The organism is Sphingobium sp. FG125 (assembly GCF_057809795.1).
In genome coordinates this window covers 163,172-185,994 of the sequence record NZ_JBMDKQ010000001.1, presented here as the reverse complement: position 1 = coordinate 185,994, position 22,823 = coordinate 163,172, and the positions used below count along the sequence as shown (strand labels likewise).

21 protein-coding genes and 1 tRNA gene are annotated in these 22,823 nt (G+C 62.8%); 7 read left to right on the top strand and 15 right to left on the bottom strand.

Going from position 1 to position 22,823, the window contains the following annotated elements; translation table 11 throughout:
- Positions 1–4 precede the first annotated feature (4 nt).
- From ACODSR_RS01045 to ACODSR_RS01030, 4 genes are all read right to left on the bottom strand, one after another.
- A complete protein-coding gene (locus ACODSR_RS01045; RefSeq protein ID WP_489072887.1) occupies positions 5–1,525 on the bottom strand; it encodes an XrtA system polysaccharide chain length determinant in 1,521 nt (506 codons plus the stop codon).
- Positions 1,526–1,527: 2 nt separating this feature from the next.
- The gene (locus ACODSR_RS01040) at positions 1,528–2,175 is read right to left on the bottom strand and encodes an XrtA/PEP-CTERM system exopolysaccharide export protein (RefSeq protein ID WP_489072885.1); all 648 of its coding nucleotides are present in this window, start codon (positions 2,173–2,175) and stop codon (positions 1,528–1,530) included.
- Between the two features lie 133 nt (positions 2,176–2,308).
- Positions 2,309–3,541, bottom strand: coding sequence for a pyridoxal-dependent decarboxylase, exosortase A system-associated (locus ACODSR_RS01035; protein ID WP_489072883.1), 1,233 nt, complete (start codon positions 3,539–3,541; stop codon positions 2,309–2,311).
- Entirely contained in the window at positions 3,538–5,070 is a 1,533-nt protein-coding gene (locus ACODSR_RS01030) for an acyl-CoA ligase (AMP-forming), exosortase A system-associated (protein ID WP_489072881.1), read from the bottom strand. The genes ACODSR_RS01035 and ACODSR_RS01030 overlap by 4 nt, the downstream gene beginning before the upstream one ends.
- A gap of 50 nt (positions 5,071–5,120) precedes the next feature.
- On the opposite strand from ACODSR_RS01030, the gene ACODSR_RS01025 reads away from it, so the two are divergent.
- On the top strand, positions 5,121–6,137 hold the full coding sequence (locus ACODSR_RS01025; protein ID WP_489072879.1) for a GNAT family N-acetyltransferase: 1,017 nt from the start codon (positions 5,121–5,123) through the stop codon (positions 6,135–6,137).
- A 28-nt stretch (positions 6,138–6,165) separates the two neighbouring features.
- Positions 6,166–6,456 carry a phosphopantetheine-binding protein gene (locus ACODSR_RS01020; RefSeq protein ID WP_489072877.1) on the top strand — a complete coding sequence of 97 codons (291 nt, stop codon included), beginning with the start codon at positions 6,166–6,168 and terminating at the stop codon, positions 6,454–6,456.
- A 126-nt stretch (positions 6,457–6,582) separates the two neighbouring features.
- On the opposite strand, the gene trxB is transcribed toward ACODSR_RS01020, so the two are convergent.
- From trxB to ACODSR_RS00995, 5 genes are all read right to left on the bottom strand, one after another.
- Complete coding sequence (gene trxB / locus ACODSR_RS01015; protein WP_489072875.1) at positions 6,583–7,545, bottom strand: thioredoxin-disulfide reductase; 963 nt, start codon at positions 7,543–7,545, stop codon at positions 6,583–6,585.
- Between the two features lie 184 nt (positions 7,546–7,729).
- Positions 7,730–8,467: a proteasome-type protease gene (locus tag ACODSR_RS01010; protein WP_217675016.1), complete on the bottom strand. Its 738-nt coding sequence runs from the start codon at positions 8,465–8,467 to the stop codon at positions 7,730–7,732.
- Between the two features lie 25 nt (positions 8,468–8,492).
- Positions 8,493–9,365, bottom strand: a complete 873-nt coding sequence (locus ACODSR_RS01005; protein WP_489072873.1) for a transglutaminase family protein — start codon at positions 9,363–9,365, stop codon at positions 8,493–8,495.
- 21 nt (positions 9,366–9,386) lie between these two features.
- Complete coding sequence (locus ACODSR_RS01000; protein ID WP_006953330.1) at positions 9,387–10,319, bottom strand: alpha-E domain-containing protein; 933 nt, start codon at positions 10,317–10,319, stop codon at positions 9,387–9,389.
- A 139-nt stretch (positions 10,320–10,458) separates the two neighbouring features.
- Positions 10,459–11,868 carry a circularly permuted type 2 ATP-grasp protein gene (locus ACODSR_RS00995; RefSeq protein WP_489072871.1) on the bottom strand — a complete coding sequence of 470 codons (1,410 nt, stop codon included), beginning with the start codon at positions 11,866–11,868 and terminating at the stop codon, positions 10,459–10,461.
- A gap of 82 nt (positions 11,869–11,950) precedes the next feature.
- Here ACODSR_RS00995 and ACODSR_RS00990 point away from each other — a divergent pair, with 82 nt between their 5' ends.
- The 3 genes from ACODSR_RS00990 (at position 11,951) to ACODSR_RS00980 (ending at position 13,810) form a co-directional block, all read left to right on the top strand.
- Positions 11,951–12,844 carry an alpha/beta hydrolase gene (locus ACODSR_RS00990; protein WP_489072869.1) on the top strand — a complete coding sequence of 298 codons (894 nt, stop codon included), beginning with the start codon at positions 11,951–11,953 and terminating at the stop codon, positions 12,842–12,844.
- A gap of 97 nt (positions 12,845–12,941) precedes the next feature.
- A tRNA-Met gene (locus tag ACODSR_RS00985) sits at positions 12,942–13,018 on the top strand.
- 105 nt (positions 13,019–13,123) lie between these two features.
- Positions 13,124–13,810, top strand: coding sequence for a hypothetical protein (locus tag ACODSR_RS00980; RefSeq protein ID WP_489072867.1), 687 nt, complete (start codon positions 13,124–13,126; stop codon positions 13,808–13,810).
- 529 nt (positions 13,811–14,339) lie between these two features.
- Here the strand turns inward: ACODSR_RS00980 and ACODSR_RS00975 are convergent.
- The 6 genes from ACODSR_RS00975 to ACODSR_RS00950 form a co-directional block, all read right to left on the bottom strand.
- Positions 14,340–15,143, bottom strand: a complete 804-nt coding sequence (locus ACODSR_RS00975) for a DNA adenine methylase (RefSeq protein ID WP_489072865.1) — start codon at positions 15,141–15,143, stop codon at positions 14,340–14,342.
- Between the two features lie 139 nt (positions 15,144–15,282).
- On the bottom strand, positions 15,283–16,335 hold the full coding sequence (locus tag ACODSR_RS00970) for a phage portal protein (protein WP_489072863.1): 1,053 nt from the start codon (positions 16,333–16,335) through the stop codon (positions 15,283–15,285).
- Positions 16,332–18,200: a terminase large subunit domain-containing protein gene (locus ACODSR_RS00965; protein WP_489072861.1), complete on the bottom strand. Its 1,869-nt coding sequence runs from the start codon at positions 18,198–18,200 to the stop codon at positions 16,332–16,334. The genes ACODSR_RS00970 and ACODSR_RS00965 overlap by 4 nt, the downstream gene beginning before the upstream one ends.
- A 3-nt stretch (positions 18,201–18,203) precedes the next feature.
- Positions 18,204–18,992 (bottom strand): hypothetical protein, encoded by a 789-nt coding sequence (locus ACODSR_RS00960; RefSeq protein ID WP_489072859.1) that lies wholly within the window; start codon positions 18,990–18,992, stop codon positions 18,204–18,206.
- A complete protein-coding gene (locus ACODSR_RS00955; RefSeq protein ID WP_489072857.1) occupies positions 18,989–20,374 on the bottom strand; it encodes a hypothetical protein in 1,386 nt (461 codons plus the stop codon). Before ACODSR_RS00955 ends, ACODSR_RS00960 begins: the two co-directional genes overlap by 4 nt.
- Position 20,375: 1 nt before the next feature.
- Positions 20,376–20,636 carry a hypothetical protein gene (locus tag ACODSR_RS00950; RefSeq protein ID WP_489072855.1) on the bottom strand — a complete coding sequence of 87 codons (261 nt, stop codon included), beginning with the start codon at positions 20,634–20,636 and terminating at the stop codon, positions 20,376–20,378.
- Between the two features lie 183 nt (positions 20,637–20,819).
- Between ACODSR_RS00950 and ACODSR_RS00945 the strand changes: the two genes are divergently transcribed.
- On the top strand, positions 20,820–21,632 hold the full coding sequence (locus tag ACODSR_RS00945; protein WP_489072853.1) for a GPO family capsid scaffolding protein: 813 nt from the start codon (positions 20,820–20,822) through the stop codon (positions 21,630–21,632).
- 58 nt (positions 21,633–21,690) lie between these two features.
- Complete coding sequence (locus ACODSR_RS00940; RefSeq protein WP_489072851.1) at positions 21,691–22,773, top strand: phage major capsid protein, P2 family; 1,083 nt, start codon at positions 21,691–21,693, stop codon at positions 22,771–22,773.
- The last annotated feature ends 50 nt before the right edge of the window (positions 22,774–22,823 follow it).

The following is a 22,823-nucleotide window of genomic DNA, read 5'->3' as shown; positions in this document are numbered from 1 at the left end:
TCCTTCACGCCATACCGCGCTGGACGAATTCGACGACGATCAGCAGCAGGCAGACAGCGGCCAAGCCACCGCTGGCCCCGGCAAACCATTTCATCCGCTGCTTATCGATGGCAACCTGCGCCGCACTGATCGTCTGGCTGATGGAGCCTGCGACCGGCAGGCCGATCGCCCGTTCCAGCCGCGCGGCAGTAGGGAATGTCCCCTTGAGCTGGCCCATCGCAAAGGCGACGCCGACACCTGCGCCAATCCCCAGGATCAGCACAGCCAGCAACAGCAAAGGCCGGTTGGGCGCTGCAGGCGCAGTGGGCACGCTGGGCGGGTTGATGACGCGGAACTGGACGGAGCCGGTCTCGGTCTTGACCTCGCCACGCAGGCGGATTTCCTCTCGGTCGGCGAGCAGCTTGTCATATTGGGTTTTCAGGACCTCATAATCGCGGTCGAGCTTTTCCTGCTCCGACGCGACGCCGGGTTCATTGACCTGCTTGGCCATCATCGTGTTGAGATCGGCCTGCAACTGGGCCTTGCGCGTGCCGAGCGCCTGCACCGTGGCGGCGCGTTCGGCCTGCATCGAACGGATCGACAGATAAGCAGGGTTGGGCGTGCTGCCGCCACCACCGTTCGCGCCGCCGCCTGCCTTGCGCAGGGCTTCGACTTCACGCTGGGCGGCGATCACGTCAGGGTGATTGGCGGTCCAGCCGCGTGCGCGCATCCCGGCCAGGTTGGCCTGCGCCTGACCCAGTGCCGAAGGCCCGCCCGACGGGCCAACGCCCGGCAGGCTTTGCGGCGTGCCCGCCAGTTGGCCGTTCATCGCGCTCAGCGCGCTCTGTGCCTGAACCAGTTGCGAATCGATCGTGTTGATTTCCTGCCGCGCGGCATCCATCCGCTGACTGATCGAACCGGCACCGGGCAACAGCCCGACATAGCGCTGCGCAAATTCGACGCGGCGCTGGTCGGCGGCCTCCAGCTGCTTGCCCCGCGCCGCAATCTGCTGGTCGAGGAAGGCGAGGCTCTGCTTGGTTTCGTTGCGGTCGCCGGAAAGATTTTCCTCCTGGAAAATGTCGATCAGCTTCTGCACGATCTGCTGCGAAATCCGCGCGTTCGCGCCGTCCGACAGGCTGCTGTCAGCCGATGTCGCGCTGATGTCGATCATGCTGGGGTCAGCCTGCGCCATCACGGTGATATTCTCACGCAGCTTGGAGATCTTGGCCGCGATGTCGCGCTGGCTGGACACGCTCTGCGACAGGTCGGTGTTGCGCACCACCTTTTCCAAATTCTCCGCGCTCGCCAGTGTGCTGCGCACCCGGTCGAGATCCTGCTGCGACTGGACCTGGGTGATGCCCACCTTGTCCTCCAGCAGCGACTGGGTGTTCACATAGACCCGCGCCTTGGACTGATAGCTGTTGGGGATGAGCGCCACGCCCAGCCAGCCCAACATGCACACGCCCCAGGCCACGCCCAGCGCGACCCAGCGTCGGCTCCAGACACCGTGGAGCAGCAGCAGCAATTCGTCGTAGAGACCGGCCATGATCAGAACATGCTTTCGGGAATGATGATGACGTCGCCGGGGGCGAGCATGACGTTCGCCTTGGTGTCGCCCTTTTTGAGCAGGTCGTTGAGGCGGACCTGATATTCCTGCTGCTTGCCGGTATTCTTGTTGAACCGGACCAGCCGCGCGCGGTTGCCCGCTGCAAATTCGGATAGGCCACCGACCGAGATCATCGCGTCGAGCAAAGTCATGTTCGCGCGATAGGGGATGGAAGCGGGCTTTTCAGTCGCGCCGACAATCCGCACCTGCTGGCTGAACGTGCCGCTGAAATTATTGACGATCACCGAAACCAGCGGATTTTCAATATATTGGGTCAGCGCCAGCTTGATGTCGTCCGCCAGCATCTTGGGCGTCTTGCCCACGGCTGGCATGTCGGTGATCAGCGGCGTGGTGATGCGGCCATCAGGGCGCACCTGAACCTTCGCGCCCAATTCAGGATTGCGCCACACGAAGATGGTGAGGTCGTCCAATGGGCCGATAATATATTCCTCGCCCGGCCCTTCGCGCGTCGAAACGAAGGAGGCTGGCGGCAGTTGCGGTCCGCTGGCACCACCCGAAGCGCAGCCTGACAGGACAAAAGCGGGCAGCGATGCACCGATCAGGAGCCTGGAAACCGACACGAAACGCATAATCTCACCTCTTTGTGCGGCCATGCGCGACCAGCCGCCAAAGAGGGCAAGGCGGGTCGGTCAGCACAGGGCTTCCGACCTCTTCTTGCCGGGAAAGGGTAAAGATACCGTTAGGAGTTAAGTCACCAACAACTCATCCAAGTAAAACTTCGCGAGGACTTGGATGGCCAAGAAATGCTGCGGGACTGGCCGATGCGCCATAGGCTCCGGCAAGGAAAATGGCGATCAGGTCGCCCTCCTGCACCGGCGGCAGCGCGATCTTGTCGCCCAGCCGGTCGATCGGCGTGCAGAGGCAGCCCACCACCGTGACCGGATCGCCCGCGGGTGCTGCGCCAAAATGGTTGGCGAGTGCGATCGGATAGTTGCGGCGGACCACGGTGCCGAAATTGCCGCTGGCCGCCAGTTGATGATGCAGTCCGCCATCGACGATGACAAAGGTTTCGCCCTGGCTGACCTTCACATCGACCACGCGGGTCAGGTAAACCCCCGCCTCCCCGACCAGCCAGCGGCCCAGTTCGATCGCAAAGGCGCTGCCCTTGAGACTATCCGGCAGCGATTCGAGCGCGGTATCGAGCGCGACGCCGATCGGGCGAATATCGAGCGACACATCGCCGGGGAAATAGGCAAGGCCAAAGCCGCCGCCCAGGTTGACCAGCGGCGGGGTAAGGCCAACCGCTTCGGACAGGCGAGCAGCCAGAGCGATCGTCGCTGCCTGCGTTTCGATGATCGCCATCGCGTCCAGATTTTGGCTGCCCGCAAAGATATGCCAGCCGCGCCAGTCCGCGCCGCCGTCTATCATCGCGCGGGCGAGAGCGGCGGCACGGTCGGCATCGACGCCAAAGGGCTTGGCACCGCCGCCCATCCGCATCCCTGATCCCTTAAGATCAAAGTCAGGGTTCACCCGCACCGCGACGCGCGGGGTCTTGCCGATCCGCCTGCCGATGGCGAGCGCGCGCCGCCCCTCCCCTTCGGATTCGAGGTTGAGCGTCACCCCGGCAAAGATCGCCGCTTCCAGTTCGTCATTGCGCTTGCCCGGCCCGGCAAAGCTGATCCGCGCCGGGTCCATCCCCGCCGCCAGCGCCATCTCCAGTTCACCGCCCGACGCGATATCGAAGCCGTCCACCTGTCCTGCCATCGCGTTCAGCAGCGGCGCATAGGGGTTCGCCTTGATCGCATAATGGAGGTGCAGCGCTTTGGGCATCGCTTCGCGGAAGCGGCGGATCTGCGCCGCGACTATATCCATGTCATAGGCAAAAAGCGGCGTATCCCCCGCCTCGTCCACCAGACTGGCCGCGCCATAGCCGCCGACCAGCAACATCCCCTCTTCGCCCGCAAACCAAGGCGGGATCGGTCCCATCGGTTTCAAATGCCATACTCCCGCGCCAATGCGACTCGATCAATCTTGCCGTTGGGATTGCGGGGAAAAGCGGCCAGCACAAGGATTTCGCGCGGCTGCATGAAATTGGGCAGTTCCGCCTTGAGGTGGGCGGCGACCGCCGGGGCGACGTCCGGGCCGGAGGCTCGCAACAGGAGTTTCACCGCCTGCCCCAGCCTTTCATCCTTCATCCCCAGCGCCACCGCTTCGGCCACGCCCGACACGGCGACGGCGGCCTCCTCGATTTCGGTTGGGCTGATACGGTTGCCCGCCGACTTGATCATCGCATCATCGCGCCCGACGAAATAGAGCAAGCCTTCAGCGTCGCGCCGCACCGTGTCACCCGACCAGACCGCCATCCCGCCATAGCGGGACGCGGGCGGCGCGGGTTTGAAGCGTTCGGCGGTGCGGGCGGCATCACGCCAATAGCCCTGCGCCACCAGCGGGCCGCAATGGACCAGTTCGCCCGGCTCGTCGTCATCGGTGATGCTGCCATCGGGACGGACCACGAGTATCTCGGCAAAGGGAATCGCCGATCCCATCGAGTCGGGATGACTATCGACCAGTGCTGGCGGCAAATAAGTCGAGCGGAAGGCTTCGGTCAGGCCATACATGGGATAGAGGTCGGCCTTCGGGAAGATCGCGCGCAGCCTGGCCACCAGCGGCCGGGTGAGCGCACCGCCGCTGTTGGTCAGGCGTTTGAGCTTGGCCGCGGCCTCCGGCGGCCAGTCCAGTTCGGTCAGCTGCACCCAGAGCGGCGGGACGCCTGCCAGCGTCGTGATGTCGCGCCGGTCGACCAGCTTCATGACGTCACGCGCCGTCAGATAATCGAGCGGATAAACACAGCCACCCGCAATCCATGTCGAAAATAGCTGATTCTGCCCATAGTCGAAGCTGAACGGCAGGACGCAGGCGGTGCGGTCCTGTGGCGTGAGGCCGAGATAATCGGCCACCGCGACCGCGCCCAGCCAGAGACTGGCATGGCTGAGCATCACCCCCTTGGGCCGTCCGGTCGATCCGCTGGTGTAGAGAATGGCGGCGAGATCGTCCGGCGCGCCTTCCGACGGCCCCAGCGCGGTGCCGCCGCTCATGGCGCAGGCGGCGTCATCCTCGCGGTGCAGCTGGCATCCGTCTGGCACTTCGCCCGGCGTCAGCGTGGCGAGTCGCGCCGTCGTGCCGATCAGCAGCGCCGCCCCGCTGTCCGCCAATATATGCGCAACCTGCGCGTGTTTGAGCAGCGGGTTCACCGGCACATGGACCAGACCCGCGCGCGGCGCAGCCAGCGGCATCAGCGCGGCAACCGGTCCCTTGGCGATCCAGCTGGCCACTCGCGCGCCCGGCTCCAGCCCAAACCCCGCCAGCCAGCCCGCCAGCCGCCCCAGCGTCTCTTCCAGTTCAGCGAAATTATAGCTGCCCGACCGCCCGTCCAGCGCCGCGCGGGTCGGATCAGCGCGCAGCAGCAGATGGTCGATCGGCAGGATCATCGGTGGCTGGTCTGCTTGGGGCACGCTTAACTCCATTTCCAGACTTTACCCCTAAACCGCTCTCTGACGAATGCGGAGATAGTCGGTTGCCGACGACAAGGGAATATCACAGCCTCGCAGATGTGCGGGACACGCTGCATGGCCGTCTCGACCGTGAAGCTATGCCCTGTCTGTTTGGAAGGTTCGACTGGTTCGATTTGCTGCACCGTCATTGCTTTGCCGACGTCCCGGTTCGGGTGGTCGTGGCAGAATCTGACGGCGTACAGGCATGGCTGTTCCTGCTTGGCCGCGACAGTCGCCGGGTGTCGGCGCTGGCCAACTGGTATAGTTTCAACTGGTCGCCGCAATTTACGGGTGATCCCGATGCCGGGCAACGGGCGCGGTTGCTCGATGCGCTGAGCGGCCACCTGTTGCGCACCACCAGCCAGATTGATCTCTACCCGGTCGAAGCAGGTGCCGACCTGCTCGCCAGCCTGCGCCGGACCGGATGGTTCGCTTTGTCGCGGCCAATGGGCGGGCGGCATATGTTGCGGGTAGCGGGGCGCGATTTCGCAACCTATTGGGCCAGCCGCCCCGGACGGCTGCGCACATTGGTCAAGCGCCGGGCGCGGGGCAGTCGCTATGACCTGTCGATCAGCGATCACCTGACTGACGATCTGTGGCGCGACTATGTCGATGTGCATGGGCGCAGTTGGAAGCAACCGGAGCCAGGCCTCGATTTCCTGCGCGCTTTGGCCGACCGGGAGAGTGAGGCAGGACGCTTGCGGCTGGGCTTTGCGCGGGACGCAGTGGGGGACAGGGGCCGCGCAGTCGCCACTCAATTGTGGACGGTCGAGAAGGACGTGGCCCTCATTCACAAACTCTCCCATGATCGCGCCCATGACGCCGGGTCGCCCGGCACGCTGCTGAGCCATGCGATGTTTGCGCAGGCGATTGATGGCGATGGCGTGGCGATGATCGACTATGGCACCGGCGACAATGCCTATAAGGCCGACTGGATGGAGGAACGGGTGCCGCTCCATCGCATCGATGCCTTCAACCCGCGTCATGCGTCCAACTGGCTGCCCGCGGCCCGTACCGCCATTTCCGCGCTTGTCGGATAGGCCGCGAGCCACTAGGACATCGCCCATCATGCGGGCGCAAAATCCTCAGCCGGTCGGAGAGGCCGACGACATCGAACTTCTGACACGGGCGCTGTTGCGCGACGTGCTGGGCCTTTCGCAGGATCAGGTGGACGGTTTCAACGCCGACACACCCTTGTTCGGCGCGCTGCCGGAACTGGATTCGATGGCGGTCGCGGGACTGCTGACCGAAATGGAAGATCGCTTCGACATATTGATCGAGGACGACGATATCGACGGCGATACGTTCGAAACATTCGGGTCGCTGGTGGCTTTTGCGCGGGGCAAGGTGGCAGGCTGATCTGCTCAATATCGTGTTTAACCGTTCGGGCTGAGCGAAGTCGAAGCCCTTGCCTGAGCGGAGGCGAAGGCACCTCGCTACGCTCGGCGGACCCCTTCGACTTCGCTCAGGGCGAACGGCGGTAACTTACGCCTCGACCATCGCCTCGAAATCAGCCTCCGCCAGGAATTTCTCCACGTCCAGTGCCGCCATGCAGCCCATGCCCGCTGCCGTCACCGCCTGACGATAGATTTTGTCGGTGACGTCGCCCGCCGCGAATACGCCGGGGATGGACGTGCGGGTGGTGCCCTTTTCGACCAGCAGATAGCCTTCATCCATCGGCAGCTTGCCGGTGAACAGTTCGGTCGCGGGGTGATGGCCGATCGCGACGAAGCCGCCGTCGGTCGGCTCGTGCGATTTTTCGCCGGTCACCGTGTCAATCAGGTCCACGCCGACCAGCCCTTCGGGCGTGCCACCGCCGACGAATTTATCGACCGCCTTGTTCCACAGCACCTTGATGTTCGGATGGGCGTGGAGCCGTTCCTGCAGGATCTTTTCGGCGCGCAGCGTGTCGCGGCGGTGGATCAGGGTCACGTCATGGCTGTGGTTGGTGAGGTACAGCGCTTCCTCGACCGCGGTATTGCCGCCGCCGATGACCACCACCTTCTTGCCGCGATAGAAGAAACCGTCGCAGGTGGCGCAGGCGCTCACACCCTTGCCCTGCAAATGCTCCTCGCCCGGAACGCCCAGCCATTTCGCCTGCGCGCCGGTGCAGATCACCAAAGTGTCGGCAACATAGACCACGCCGCCGTCGCCGGTCAGCCGGAACGGGCGCTGCGACAGGTCCACATCGACGATCTGATCATACATCATCTGCGCGCCGACATGCTCGGCCTGCGCCTGCATCTGCTCCATCAGCCATGGTCCCTGGATCACATCCTTGAAACCGGGATAATTTTCGACGTCGGTGGTGATGGTGAGCTGCCCGCCCGGCTGCATCCCCTGCACAACGATCGGCGCCAGACCCGCGCGCGCGCCGTAAATGGCGGCGGAAAGCCCGGCCGGGCCGGAACCGAGGATGAGCATACGGGTCGAGTGGGTGGCGGTCATATCAGGCTTTCAACTGCGATTCGTGTTGATGGGAGAGATAGGCCGTGACGGCGCACAGGCAAGCGAAGGATTTGCTTGGGGCGTGGGAAGCGGGGGTGTTGGTGGCACGCCGGATGATCCATCTGCGGCCAGAAATCGGAGAAAATCCTGCATTGAAACGGGCTTCGTCGATGTCCCGCCCGGCTCAATCCAATACGTTGGGCAGATCCTCAAACCCTTTGCGCAGCGCGGCGCTCCAGCTTTGGGAGATCATGGCGAATTCTTCATTATCGGCTTCGATGCGGGTGCGGACGCGGAAGTCGAATCTGTCGGTCGGGATGACCGTCAGGTCGAGCGGCATGCCGACCGAAAGGTTGGAGCGCAGGGTTGAATCCATCGATACCAGCACCGCCTTGGTCGCGTCCTCCAGCGTGGTTTCGCGCTTGATGATGCGGTCCAGGATCGGCTTGCCATATTTATGCTCGCCGATCTGGAAGAAGGGCGTGTCCTCGGTCGCTTCGATGAAATTGCCCGCGCTGTAGACGAGGTAGAGGCGCGGTTTGCCGCCCCGCCGCTGGCCCGCGATCATGATCGAGGCGCTGGCGCCGGAGCCGCCCATTTCGATGCTTTCGCGGTATCGGGTCTGCATCGCGCGCATCGCATCGCCGACAATCTGCGCGACGCGGTGCATGGTGCTGCAATTAAGGATGGTTTCGACGTCGGGGTCGAGCTTGGCGTCCTTGATCGCCTTGCTGAGCGTGGCCTTCACCCCCTGGGTGATGGACAAGTTCCCCGAACAGAGCAGGGTGATGGCCCGTTCGCCCTCGACCAGATAGGTAAAGCTCTTACGAAAGCGGGCGATATTGTCCATGCCCGCATTGGTGCGGGTATCGGACAGCATGACCAATCCCTGGTCAACCCGCACCGCCACACAATAGGTCATTCGTCGCCGTCCCCGAAAGCTTAGATCAATGCTGCGCGTCGGACGGCGGGATAGACTGCTGCTGTTGCCGCTGCAACTGCCGTTCCTCGACGCCGTCATCCGCCTGCGCGATACGAACGTCCGCGTCAATCGAGATATCGCCCGCAACCGTGATCGTCCCGCGGATCGGCGCGGCCTCGTCGGCGTCCAGCCCGCTGGCTACCCGCAGATAGCGTTCGGTCACGCACACGCGGTTGGACGGATCGAAGCCGACCCAGCCCAGTTCCGGCACCAGCGCTTCGGCCCAGCCATGGGTTTCGTGCAATTCGCTGCCATCCCCCGCCAGCAGATAGCCCGACACATAGCGCGCCGGAATGCCGAGCGATCGCGCCCCGGCGATAAATATCTGGGCATGGTCCTGGCACACCCCTGCCCCCAGCGCAAAGGCCTGCGCGGCGGTGGTGGCGGAATTGGTGACACCCGCGCGATAGCCCACGGCCTCGATGACGGCGGCGGACAGCGCATGAAGCCTTGACAGCGGGCCGTCGCCTTCGGGCGTGGCGCGGGCCATGGCGGCGATGCCATCCGACGCGCGGGTGAGCGCGGTTTCGCGCAGATAGTATAGTGGATTGACGCGGCTGGCCGGCGCGCCGACCACACCATGAGTCTCGCGGGTCTCGACCAGCCCTTCGGCGACGATCACGGCATGATCCTGCCGGTCGTGGCGAATCCAGATGGTTTCCATCTCGCCATAGCTGTTGGGACGAAAACCGGTCAGCACATCACCGTTCACGCTGACCTGCCAGTCCAGCACCGTTTGTGCAGGTGTGCTAACCGGCATCAGCTTGAACCGCATCGCCACCCGCCCGGCCGAGGCGTCATAGCGATAGACGGTCTGGTGGCGGACGAGCAATTTCATGAAAGCCCCCCCTTCCCCGCTTCAGCCGAAATGATAGGCCTGGGCGATTTCCCCGCCCAATTGGTTGGTCATTTTCAGCCCATGCTGCACCGTTTCGTGCAGGCCGAAGCGGAAGATTTCACCGCTGTCGAGCTGTTCCAGCGCGGCCACCATCTGCTGCACCGTGTCATGGCAGGGATTGCGCGTGCCGTGCCAGCCCTCCAGCCGGTGCAGGCGATAGGCCAGCTGGTCGTAGCAATAGGCAACGCTGCGCGGGAACATGCGGTTGAGCATCAGGAAATCGGTGATCTGCCAGGGCGTATAGGTGCCGCCATAGACATGATGATAGGCGCGGCTGCCCGACAAAGCGTGCAGCACCGATGTCCATTGATAATGATCCCGATTGCCGCCGATGACTTCGGTTTCGGGCAGCAGGACATAATATTTGACGTCCAGCAGCCGCAGCGTCATCTGCGCCCGCTCCAGTGCGGAGCCGCAACGCAGGAAATCATGGCCTTCATTACGCAGCTGGCCCGAATGCGTGGCTCCACGGAAGGTCATCACCCGCGTCTTGACCCAGTCAATGAGGGCGGGCAGCTGTTGCCGCGCTTCGCCGACATCATAGCTGTCCAGCTTGCGCCAGCCATCATTGAGTGCTTCCCACATATCCTGCGTCAGCATGGTGCGCGCCGATTTGGCGTTGGACCGGGCTTTGAGCAGGCAGGATCGGATCGAGCTGGGATTGTCGAGGTCCAGCATCAGGAAGGACACGACATCGCTTTCTGTCACCTGCACCCCTTCGGGGAACTGGTGCCCGCTGCCGGTGGCGCGCACGACGGAGCGCCATTCGTCGCGATGATGCGCGCCGGGCAGGATGGCCATGCGCTGCCCCATGGTCAGCAGCCGCGCGGTGGCCTCCGCCCGCTCCATATAGCGCGCCATCCAGTAGAGATTTTCGGCGGTCCGGCTCAGCATGTGACTATCCCATATTCCGTTCGTCCTGAGCGAAGTCGAAGGACTACACCGAGCGAAGCGAGGTGCCTTCGCTGACGCTCAGGCGAAGGCTTCGACAAGCTCAGCCCGAACGGATGTGAGTGTGTGTGGCGAGCCATCATCAATCCTGCATGACCCATGTGTCCTTCACCCCGCCGCCCTGGCTGGAGTTGACCACCAGCGATCCTTCGGTCAGCGCGACGCGGGTGAGGCCGCCGGGGACCAGCCGCAATTGCTTACCGACCAGGCAGTAGGGACGGAAATCGGCGTGGCGACCGACGACGCTGGCCGGACCGAGCGTTGGCACGGTGGACAGGTCCAGCGTCGGCTGGGCGATGAACTTGCCCGGATCGGCGCGGATGCGGGCGGCATAGGCCTCCACCTCATCCTTCGACGATTTCGGCCCGATCAACATGCCATAGCCGCCCGATCCATGGACTTCCTTGGCGACCAGATCGTGCAGATTTTCCAGCACATAGGCACATTCGTCGGGCTTGCTGCACTGCCAGGTCTGGATATTGTCCAGGATCGGCGCTTCGCCCAGATAGAAGCGGATCATTTCCGGCACATAGATATAAACCGCCTTGTCATCGGCAATGCCCGAACCGGGTGCCGACGCCAGCGTGACACCGCCGCTGCGATAGACGTTGAAGATGCCCGGCACACCCAGCAAACTGTCGGGGCGGAACACCAACGGATCGAGATATTCATCATCGATGCGGCGATAGATGACGTCGACCACCTTTGGTCCCAGCGTGGTTTTCATCCACACCCGGCCTTCATCGACGAACAGGTCCGCCGGTTCGACCAGCTCGACGCCCATCAGGTCGGCGAGGAAACTATGCTCATAATAAGCGCTGTTGAGCGAACCGGGAGTGAGGACGACGACGACCGGATCGCCCTTGCACGCGGGCGGCGCGACTTCCTTGAGGCTTTTCAAGAGTTCGGCGGGATAATCATCGACCGGCGCTACGATCCCCTGCGCAAACAGTTCGGGGAACATGCGCGTCATGATGTCGCGATTTTCGAGCATGTAGGACACGCCGGACGGGGTGCGGCAATTATCCTCCAGCACCTCGAAACTGCCCGGCCCGGTGCGGACGATGTCGATGCCCACGATATGGCTATAGACTTTGCCGGGTGGCGAGAAGTCGGCCATTTCCGCCAGATAGGCGCTGTTCTGATAGATGATGTCGGCGGGCATGATGCCGGCCTTCACGATTTCGCCGCGATGATAGATATCGTGCAGAAAGGCGTTGAGCGCACGGGCGCGCTGGCGGATGCCCTTGTCCAGCACGCGCCATTCCTGCGCGGTGAAGATGCGCGGTAGCAGGTCGAAGGGGATCAGCCGTTCCGGGTCGCCCCCCTCGCCATAGACGGCGAAGGTGATGCCGATGCGGCGGAAAATCGCCTCTGCCTCGTCCAGTCGACGGTTAAGCCCGGAAATGCCCGTTCGCTCCACCCATTTCTGCACTTCAGCGTAGCAGGGGCGTATCGAACCATCAGGCTCAAACATTTCATGGAAGGGCAAGTTGTCGATCCTCCCTCAGCCATCATGGCCGGTTGTGCATTGCAGCATTAGGACTTGGCCCAAAACGGATTGCAACAGAAAAATGACGCAGACCCCCGTGATTGCGCTATTCTTGGCACAGAACGGCACGGGGACGATGATGCGGGGCGGGAAAACGGCTTTTATTGCGGCGGCACTGATGCTGGCCTCCTGCGCTTCGGGCGTGCGGGAACAGATTTATAAAGCCGACGCCACGCCGATCAGCGTCGCGCAATGGACCAAGGCACCGCCCCAATCGCTGCCGGTGCGGACCGAGGATGGGCTGGCGCTGACCGGCTATTATTGGCCGGGTGATCCGGGCGATCCCGACATCATCCTCTTCTTTCACGGCCGCGGATCGAACCAGGGGGTCGCGGCCCGCTATGCCGAACATCTGACCGGGCGCGGCGATCATGTCATCGTCGTGTCCTATCGCGGCTTTGGCGGCAATCCGGGCAGTCCTACGCAGGCCGGGCTGATGGCCGATGGCCGCGCCTTCGTGGCGCGGGCGCGAGAACTCATCGGACCGGGCGTGCATGTCTTTCTGGTCGGCCATTCGCTGGGCGGTGCAGTGGCGCTGCATGTCGGGGCGACCGTGCCAGTGACAGGCGTGGTCACACTTTCCACGTTCGACAAGCTGGAGGAATCGGCATCCGGTGGTGTCGGACTACTGCTGCCGGACAAATGGAACAATCTGGACGCGGCGACCAAGATTCATGCGCCGCTCGTCATGATGCTTGGCACCGCCGATGACCGGGTTGAGCTGAGCCAGGCCGACGCGCTGTTCGCCGCCGCGGGCAAGCCCGCCACCCTGCTGACCGTACCGGGCGCAGGCCATAATCCCGACATGAGCCAGCTTGGCCCGCTGGTGAGCGAAGCCGTGGGCGCGATCGATTCGGGCGCAATGGCGGCCTATCCCACGGCGCTGCCCACAGGCTGGAGCGTACGCCGCAAATAAGTTGCGTGCCACCCGCATTACCCCCGTTGACCGACCCGCCCCCGCTGCGTATAGCGCCGCCTCACCGCAGGGCGACACGCCCCGCGCGGCCCCATGGGGCGGAGTAGCTCAGCTGGTTAGAGCAGCGGAATCATAATCCGCGTGTCGGGGGTTCAAGTCCCTCCTCCGCTACCAACGATAAGATACCTATCCAGATCTTTGCGTTTCTAAGGGGCATACTGTGCTCGCCGAACGCAAGACGCAACTCCACTTTTCCGCACATTGTGAAGGATCGCGCGCATGACCGCGCTGTCCTTTGGTGACATCGCTGGTGCTTTTACCGATCGCAAAGATCCTGATCGCAAGCGGACCCCCCGCCGCAACAGCTATGATATTGACGATCAGCGAGCGCAGGTCTTCCAACCAGTGCATCATGGTTGGGACTGGATCGGCGCTGTCCTCCAGGCATTTGATGAACTGCTGCATGACCAGCGAGTCAGCCGCTATAAGGAAGGCGACCGGCTTCAGGATGGCGACCGCCGAATCTTGCTCAGCTTCCTGAAGCTGATCGATTTCAAGACGGGCCAGCTTGACCCCAGCTATCAGGAACTGGCGGACCGCGCGGGCTGCCATCGCGCCACCGCTATCGAGGCCTGCAAGCGATTCGCGAAATGGCTCGGCCTTCGCTGGGTCAGGCGCACCGTCGTCGCAGAGACGGTGGGCCTCGCTGGTCCGCAACGTGAGCAGATCAGCAACGCATTTTTCTTCGATCTCAGTTCTGCCCCCAAGCGGGTCTGGGCGACATTCAAAGCGGCACTACGGCGCAAGGTCATCAAGCGACGCGGCAAGGCTCCAGAGGGCATGCAGGCGGCCTCACGGGTCGATGATCCGGTACTTCTCGCCGCTTTGAATTCTCTCGAAAACACGCTCGATGATCGGGATAGCGCTAGTCGGGAGTCCCGACACTATCCAGGGGTAGGAATATAAAAGGGGAAATGGACTCGCTCCGCGAGACGTTAATTTGAGGGGAACCCCATCACCGTCGTCCAATTGGGCCAAGAAGCACTCCCGACGCACCGTCGGGGGCCGGTGTCGCTTACGCGCCACCGGGGGCTTCCCAGGGGGCGCCCAGGTCGAAACGAGCCTAAATCTTCCTCGTCGAGATTGCCGCGCGATCAGCGCGTTCAGGTGCATCTATTCGCATCAGCCGACCGGCCTACCGGAACCTAGATCCGCCTAGGACTTGCCCCGGCTCGCGGCCCATGCCGTCACTGCATCAAAAGGGACATAAAAAGCGCGCGGGCGAGGCGGGGGGAAAAGCGCGCTTTCGAGGGCAGCACCCCCTGCCTGCCCGATAGGGCCGCCGTGGCCGGGGGTCAGGGGTCGCCGCGGGCCTCGACGGTCGAAGATGACAGCAGACCGGCCCGGCAGGCGACGACATATTGTTACGCGCCAAAAGAAAGGGCGGCCCGCGCTATGCGGACCACCCTTTCATCATCTCAGCATTGGCGAAGTATCAGCCGGGCAGCGGGAAGTTGCTCACGATCAGTTCGGCGACCGGCTTGGCCTGCGCCCCGACTGTGTAGGTGGTCGGGACTTCGGAGACATGGAACCGAGCGAACGTATCGCGCGCGCCCGGCGTAGCGTTGATCGATAGCAGGAACTTGCCCTTGATCCCCGCTAGCTGATCGGCCAGCTGGGCGAAGTCGTCGCGGGAAAAGACGTCCTGGCCATAGTCTGTCTCGCATCCCCAATAGGGCGGGTCGAGATAGAACAGTGCGCCGTCCCGATCATAGCGCCGGATGAAGTCGCTATAGGTCAGCTGCTCGATGACGACGCCCGCCAATCGTTCGTGGATGTCCGCGAGCATCGGCTCCAGCTTCGTCACATTGAACCGCCCGCCGCCGACGCGATCGACACCGAAATTTCTGCCCGACACCTTCCCGCCGAACGCAAGCCGTTGCAGATATAGGAACCGCGCCGCCCGTTGCAGATCCGTCAGCCGGTCAGCGGGCAGAGCGCGCAGCCGGTCGAACTCGGCGCGACTCGTTACGCGCCAGCGCAGCATGTCGATGAAATAGGGGTAATGCTCCTGAAGGATGCGGAAGAAGGTCGCGACGTCGCCGCTGATGTCGTTGATCGCCTCCGCCCTCGGCCGCGTCGGCCGCCGCAGGAAGATGCCGCCCATCCCAACGAACGGTTCGGCATAGCTGCTGTGCGGCACTTGGCCGATGATCGAAATGAGGCGACGCGCCAGATTGCGCTTGCCGCCGATATATCCAGCAGCCGGGAACACAGGGAGAACATTTTCTAGTGACATGTAGGATTTTCTCGCTCAATTGATCCACCGCCCCGGTGAGGGGGCGGGGCGGCCGGGGTGGCCGATTGGTAGTGGCGAGAGTGATCCTCGTCGGTGGCCGCGTTGCAGCGCGGTCATCCCCGTTCTCACGGAAATAGGGTTATTCTGCCGCGCGCACCCGCTGGCCGAATCGCACGGCTTCAAAGCCCAGCTGGTCGTTCAATTCCAGAAACACGGACTGCAATGGCAGGATTTCCAGTTCGAAGAAGCTGTCGAGCGCCTTTGCCGGATCGCCAAAGCCGCCTGCGTTGGCCGGGATAATGCCCAGCAACTGAGGCGGGACACGGTGCGCGGCCAGCACATCATCGCGAGTCGTGTTCTTGATGCCCAGGAACTCATCCTTGGCTCCGACCTCGGCGATCGGGATGATCTTGATGCCGCTCTCTTTCCCTTCGGGCGAGTGGACGAACATGTTGCGGAAGTTGCCCGGTCCCTTGGCGCGTTTAAGCGCTTCCCGCATCTTGTCGATGTCATTGTTGGCGAACTGTCCGGTGGCGTAGAGGATGTAGCCCGCATGGCTGCCATTCTCGAAATAGCGGCGGCGGAACAGCGTCGCGTTCTCATTGAGCAAGGCAGACTGCAGCGCCGACAGATATTCCGGGAGACCATAGATTTCCTGATTGATGTCCGGGGCCATCAGCTGGTGAATAGTGCCCGCGTCGAACTCGACCTCATTACGATAACCCGGCACCCACCAGAAGCTGCCCGGCATGACGCCGCGCCGCGTGTATTTCGCCAGACAATGATCCAGGCGCATCACCCCGCCAAGTCGGTTGCGGACCTCCTGCACATAGGCGTTGCCCATGACCAGATAGTCCTGCACCAGCCCCGAAAAAGCGCGGCGCGACAAATATGGCGTCGGGTCGAGGCTGGCGGCCAGCATGTTGCGCTTGAGGATGATCGCGCTCGAATGATGCGGCGATGCGCGAAACGCTCGCGCCAGCCCGTCCAGCGACACCGGCGGCTCATACCAGCGCTGATTGTGCCAGCATTCCAGCATGTCCAGCATCGTCGCCCGGCTCAGCACTGGCTCAGGATCCCCGAACGTGAAAGCTTCGACGGCCTGCGACCGATTATCGTTGGCCGCGACGATCGCACCAGCAGACGCGGCGGCCGATTCCCGGCGGTTCATACGGCGTGCGCGCTTGCTCATTCGATAATCTCCATTGTGCCCTTGGGCTGTTCCTTGCCGTCTAGCGGCTCGTTCATCAGGACGTGCATGGCAGCCCACGCCAGATCGGCATGGCCGTCAGCGCCACCGCGCCCCGCTTGGAAGGTGACGCTGCGACCGCTGCTGGTCATGGTTTTCTTGATCGAAACGAAGGCCGACACGATGTCGAGCATCCCGCTATCGAAAGCCAAGCGGCCCCGGCGGATGACATTCTGCGCCTTCATGATCATGCCGGTTTTCACCTCCAGCGAATATTCGATCTTGGCGACCGAACATCCCGGCAAAGCCCCCGGCTTGGCGAGTAGCTGATAGACACCGTTGCCTACGCCGGTGGCGTCAATGCCCAGATATGTGCAGGTGTAGCGGCTCAATATCGCCTTGATGAATTCCGTTTGCTGCTCGAAATCGAGGCCGCGCAGCTGGTGACGCTCCAGGACGCGGAATGTCCCCCCTTCGACCAGCGGCGGGGCCATGATGACCAGCGCGGCATTGTCGCCATTCTCGCTGTTCTGCGGGTCATACCCGGCCCAGACCGACCGGCTGCCATAGGGCCGCGCCGCTTCGGGATTGAAGTCGGGCCAGTCGATCAGACTGTCGCACCCGCAGGCGATCATGTCGTTGAATTTGAAGGCTGACAGCGTGTCGTCCACGAAATCGCACATGAACAGATTGGCGAATTCGTCGGGCGCGTACTCGTCTTCCAGTTCCGCGATGTCGAACAGGTCGCACCCGCCCGCCTCGGCGTCGCGGACATTGACGATGTTGCGCCAGATCCGGTCGGGGCCGACGCTGCCGATCGCCAACGCTGCATGGCTGACGTCAATCTTGATCTGCTCTTCTTTTTTGCGCCGCCGGTTGCGCCGCTCGCCGGTCCAATAGGGGTGAGCCGGATGAGCGATGCTGGACGGCGTTGAAAAGTAGGTCTTCCGCCACTTCGTATGGGTCGCCATGCCGGAGGCGACCTTGTTCAGTTCCTCGAATGAATGGACCCAGAAGAATTCGTCAAAATAGAAATTGCCGTGGCGGCCCTGCGCGGTGCGGAAATTGGTGCCCAGGAAGTGCATCTCGGCTGCAGCTTCCTCTTCGGGACGCAGATCCGACGTAATCAGCATGGGGTCGCCGGTCAGCGCCACCCCGACCAGCTTTGCGACGCTGACGATATAGGACCGGAACTGATGCGCCTGGGCTTTTGATGCCGACAGGAAGATCTGGTTGCGGCCCGTCTCGATCGCGTCGATCAGCGCCTCGAACGCGAAATAATAGGTCGCGCCGATCTGGCGCGACTTGAGAATCATGCGAGTGCGCTGATCCTTCGCCTGCCACCAGCGGTGCTGATAATCATACAGTCCGTCGAGGAAGATGCGCTTGAGTTCTTCCGCCTGTTCGGCCGTAAAATGGTTCTTTTTGGGCTTCTTGCGCGGGCCGCTGTTCCGATTGGCAACCTTGTCGTTCAAATCGCCTGCATGGCCGCCCGGCTCGGAATAGCGGCGGACCTTGGCAAGGCTCTCGATCTGACGCGACAGCGCGTCCATCTCGACATAGTCGCCACCGGTCTTCTTTTCCTTGGCGATCAGGGTCAGAAGCCGGATTTCCAGCCCATCTTCGATCTTGCGGATAGATGGCGCATCATCCCAGCGGTCGCGCTGTTTCCATGACTCGATCGTCGGGCGGGCGATGGCTGCGCCCTTGTCGTTGACGATGCCATGCAGCGCGAATTCGTCGGCGATCTGGGTGATGCCCCACCCGCGCCAATAAAGGCTACGCGCATGGCGGCGCGGATCGAACCGCGCTAGAGACGACAGTGGATCGCTGGCATTGAGCGCGTGGTGGCTGATCGGCGGAGGCACCTGTCAGCCTATTCTTTGTCCGAACGTCTCGATCAGCGGTGCCATATCGCCCCTGGCACGCTTGCTGGTCCACAGCCTGTTGGATGCGTCCACTTCCCACTCATCGGACTGCGCGACGGAGACCGGGTTGCCGCTCACGCTGATCTTGTTTCCGCGCAGCCGGACCCGGACGGTGTTGCGATCGGTCCAGGGCGCCTGCCAGCGCGGGGCCGTGCGCTCCCCGATATGCACACCATCGACGCAGTCGCTGATCTGGTTGCCAATGATATCGATGTCGAGGCAGCCACCCTTGGCGACGATCGCGCATGGCGACCGCGTGATCAGGTTCTTCCGCACGCTGCCACGGTTGATGCCCAGGAGATCAATCCCCTGATCCTTGCCGCCATCGATGCCGCAACTGTGGACGTGCGCCTCGATGCCCCCGTTGAGTTTGATCCCATCCTCGGCGTGGCCTGATGCGTTGACCCGCACGACATAGATATGGGCAATCATTGTCGCCGGATCATAGTCGTCGCCATTCTGCCCGATATGGACACCATTCCGCCCACCCAAGGTGTCAAAGTCCATCAGCCGCAGCCATTTGCAGCCGCCGCCACCGATCGCCGCCCTGCCCCTGTCAGTAGCGATGATCCGGGTGGCAGGGCCGCCCCGGATGATGATCGGCTTGCCTTGTGCGCCTGACAGGCCGCGCGGCAGCACGATGTTCCCGATGATGTCGCGATCTGGCAACTGGAATGTGTCGCCCGGCTTGAGTCCAGCCAGCGCGCGGTTGAGGGATGCGGCGGCCGTCACAGCGCAATCCATGGGACAGGCTGCTGCAGCATGGTCGAGATATAGGCCTGACCGTCCCCATGCCCCATCGGCGAGGGATGCAGCAGATCGCCATTATACTGCGCTGTATTGGCGATCCGCCCCGGTTCGCCAGGAATGGAGAAAAGGCTGTTAATGTCCCAATAGCCGTCGATATTGGCGACGCCACCGGCTTTGATGAGCGCGACGAAGTCGGCAATGCGCTGCTGCATGGTGGTCAGCGCGCCGACATTCGCGCCACGCGGCAACGGCGTCACGATGACGACATGGCTAGGCAATGCGCCATTTGGACCTGCCGCCCATGCCGCGCGATGGTCTGCGGCCACTGCCTCGGCCAACATTCTCACCTGGTCGACGGTCTTGTTACCGGCGCTGGTGTCAAAATCGTTGGTGCAGGGCTGGATGATCAGCGTGTTGAAAAATGGGTATTTCTGCCGCCGTGCAGCATTGTTGGCATGATAGACGGCCAGCTGCGCGGAAGGCTTGCCCATCATCAGCAACGGCGTTTCGATGCCGGTGGCAAGCGCGGCGGCCCTGAAACCGCGACGGTACATGCCGCCGCCCTCTGCGGTGCGCCCATCAGCCCCGATCAGGCCACCATCGCCCAAAGCGGCATCGCCAGTGCCATAGCCGATGCTGTCGAGCAGCGCGCCAAAGGTGTAGGCCGGATGTTCGCCATGGGCGATCCAGAGACCGCCCTCCAATGTGCCTGCTGCCAAGCCCGCTGGGTTGGCCGTCCCCAGCGCACTTGCCGCCGTCCCGTCATCGGCTTTTCGCCCCACGCCCGGCAGCAACGAACCTGCCACATAGGGAATGGTTTGGACGGACTGCTGTCCCGCCGTCAGCACGCGTTCCTTTTGCAGCGTTACAATGTCGCCGACAGTTAGCGACAGGCCAGTGAATTCCGCGACCAGCGCCGCGCCCGCACCATTGGGGATCGACACATGGGATGGTGACATGCCCAGCAGGGTCGAACCGTGCATCGCGGCGGCCCGGCTCGGTATATCGTTGCCGACGCCGACTTCCAGCCCGCCCGACCCGCCGACATAATAGGCTTGCCCCAAGCATCGTAGCGCCGTGACATTGTCCGCCGCCAGCTTCGCCTTCGACACGGTCAGCGCGCGGATGGTGATGCTGTTCGTGACCTGCGGGCCGATGCCGGTGTCATTATATTGGCCGATAATCTGCCAGCTTGACGGCCTTGGAGTCGCCGCGCTGCCTCGGTACAAGCCGAGCACCAGTGCATCCGCCTTGAACGCGGCTGCGCTGGTGGTCATGTCGGCGCTCTTCGCCGCGATCAGCGCATCCAGCTTCGCTTCGCTGATCTTGCCGCCGCTGCCATTAATGCTGTTGCTGGTCGCCACGTCAGTCTTCCAGCAGGATGGCGATGCGACCCGTGCCGCGCACCCAGACATGATCGGATGTCCCGGTCACGCTGACAATGGCGGGCAGCACCAGACCATCGCGGGGATCGGGGGCAGCCGAACCACCGAAATAGACATGATTGAACTTTCCATCCTTCGCCTGCAGCGTGACCGCCTGGCCAGCAATTTCCGCATAGTCCGACAGTGTCGTCAGATCCTGCCATTCATGCGTGATCTGAATGTCGGGTAAGCTCTTCGCCATTGTTCATGTCTCCGGGGCGGCAGGGGCCAGTGGAGACATGTCGGGGCAGAGCATGACGGCGCGCCACGCCCTGCATTTGGATAGCCGCCTGTCCAAGTGCAGGCTCTTGAGACTGTCGGCCCGACAGCCCCTTTCTGCGGTCATCAAGGCCACCGCCGTCAAATCAAGGGAACCGGACCGATCATGGCAAAGACCAAATTTTTCCGCGTCGCAGTCGAAGGGGCAACCGTCGATGGCCGCGTCATCGAGCGCGAATGGCTGGAACAAATGGCGGCCAGCTATGCCCCGGCGACCTACACCGCGCGCATCAACTGCGAGCATATTGCCGGTTACAGCCCGGACAAACCGTTCAACGCCTATGGGTCGGTTCTCTCGCTCAAGACCGAACTGGTCGAACTCACGATCAACGGCGAAAAGAAGGAACTTCTGGGCCTTTACGCCGAGATCGACGCCAACGATCAGCTGGTCGCGATCAACAAGGCCGGGCAGAAACTGTTCACAAGCTGTGAAATCCACCCGAATTTCGCGGGCGCGGGCAAAGCCTATCTGGTTGGCCTGGCTGTCACCGACATGCCCGCATCGCTCGGCACCGAACCCCTGAAATTCGCAGCTATGTCGCGCCCGAACGTCTTCAGCGCTGCGCACGAAACCGCCATCGAGATCCTGCCGTCAACAGACGGCGCGACCATCGCCGAAGCCGCGAAGTCAGGCATCATCAGCGCATTCGCTACCCTGTTCAAGGTACCGGAAAAGCAAAAGGAAGAGCCGGTGACGCCGCCCGCCCCTGCGAACGACAACAGCTTTGACGTCGCCAAATTCGCCAGCATCATCGGCAGCGAGATCGCAGCGGCAGTGAAGCCGGCCAATGATGCCGTCGCCGCCTTCAACACCCGCTTTGATGCGCTGGAGGCGAAGCTGGGCAATACGGAAGAGCCGCAGAAATTCAAGCGCACCCCCGCGACCGGCGGCAACGGTTCCATCCAGACCGACTGCTGATCCTCACCACCCCAGCCTATCCGCCTACCGCCCGCACCTATTCCGTCAGGAGCCATCCATGCGTAACGAAACCCGCCTGCTCTTCACCGCCTATGTCAGCCAGATTGCGATGCTGAGCGGCGTTGCCGATGCCACTGTCAAATTCAGCGTCGCCCCGGCGGTCGAGCAGAAGCTGGAAGAGAAAATTCAGGAATCGAGCGAGTTTCTGAGCCAGATCAATGTGGTCGGGGTGCCGAACCAGACTGGCGAAAAGGTCGGTGTTACCGTCACGCGCCCGCTGGCAAGCCGCACCAACACCGCAGGCGGCCAGCGCCGAACCCCGGCTGATCCGACCGACACCACGGACGACGGCGGCTATACCTGCAAGCAGACCAATTTCGATCATGCGATCAAATATGCGAAGCTGGACGCATGGCGCCACCGCCCCGAATTCCAGACCTTGCTGCGCGACGTGATCCTGAAACAGCAGGGCCGTGACCGCATCATGATCGGTTTCAACGGCACGTCCGCCGCCGCTGCGACCAATGTCGGTAACAACCCGCTGTTGCAGGACGTCAATGAGGGCTGGCTGCACAAGATCCGCACCCATGCCGAAGAGCGCGTCCTTGACGACGGCGCGCTGACTGCTGGCGCTACGAAGGCGATCTATGTCGCATCCGGCGTCGAAGTGGTCGACGGTGACGCCACCAATGTCGATACCGCAGAGGCCGATTTCGCCAATCTCGACGCGCTAGCCTTCGATGCGCTGGATCTGCTCGACCCATGGCACCGCAGCGACACCGATCTGGTGGTCATCGTTGGCTGGAAGCTGGTGAAGGACAAATATTCCAATCTGCTCCAGGCATCGGGCGACACCGCGACCGAACATGAAGCCGCGCACCGCATTCTGACCCTGCCCAAGCAGCTGGCAGGCAAGCGCGCCGTTATCGTGCCCTTCTTCCCCGAAGACGCGATGCTCATCACCAGCCTCGATAACCTCTCGATCTATTGGCAGGAAGAAACCCGCCGCCGTCAGATCAAGGACGAACCGGCGCTCGACCAGATCGAAAACTACGAGAGCGTCAACGAAGCCTATGTTGTCGAAGACTATGGCCGCTGCGCGCTGGTTGAAAATGTCGTGATGGGCAAGAAACCGGCCTGATCGCCGGTAGCGCCCACCGCCCCCTGATCCCCTCCACCTGACAGGACACG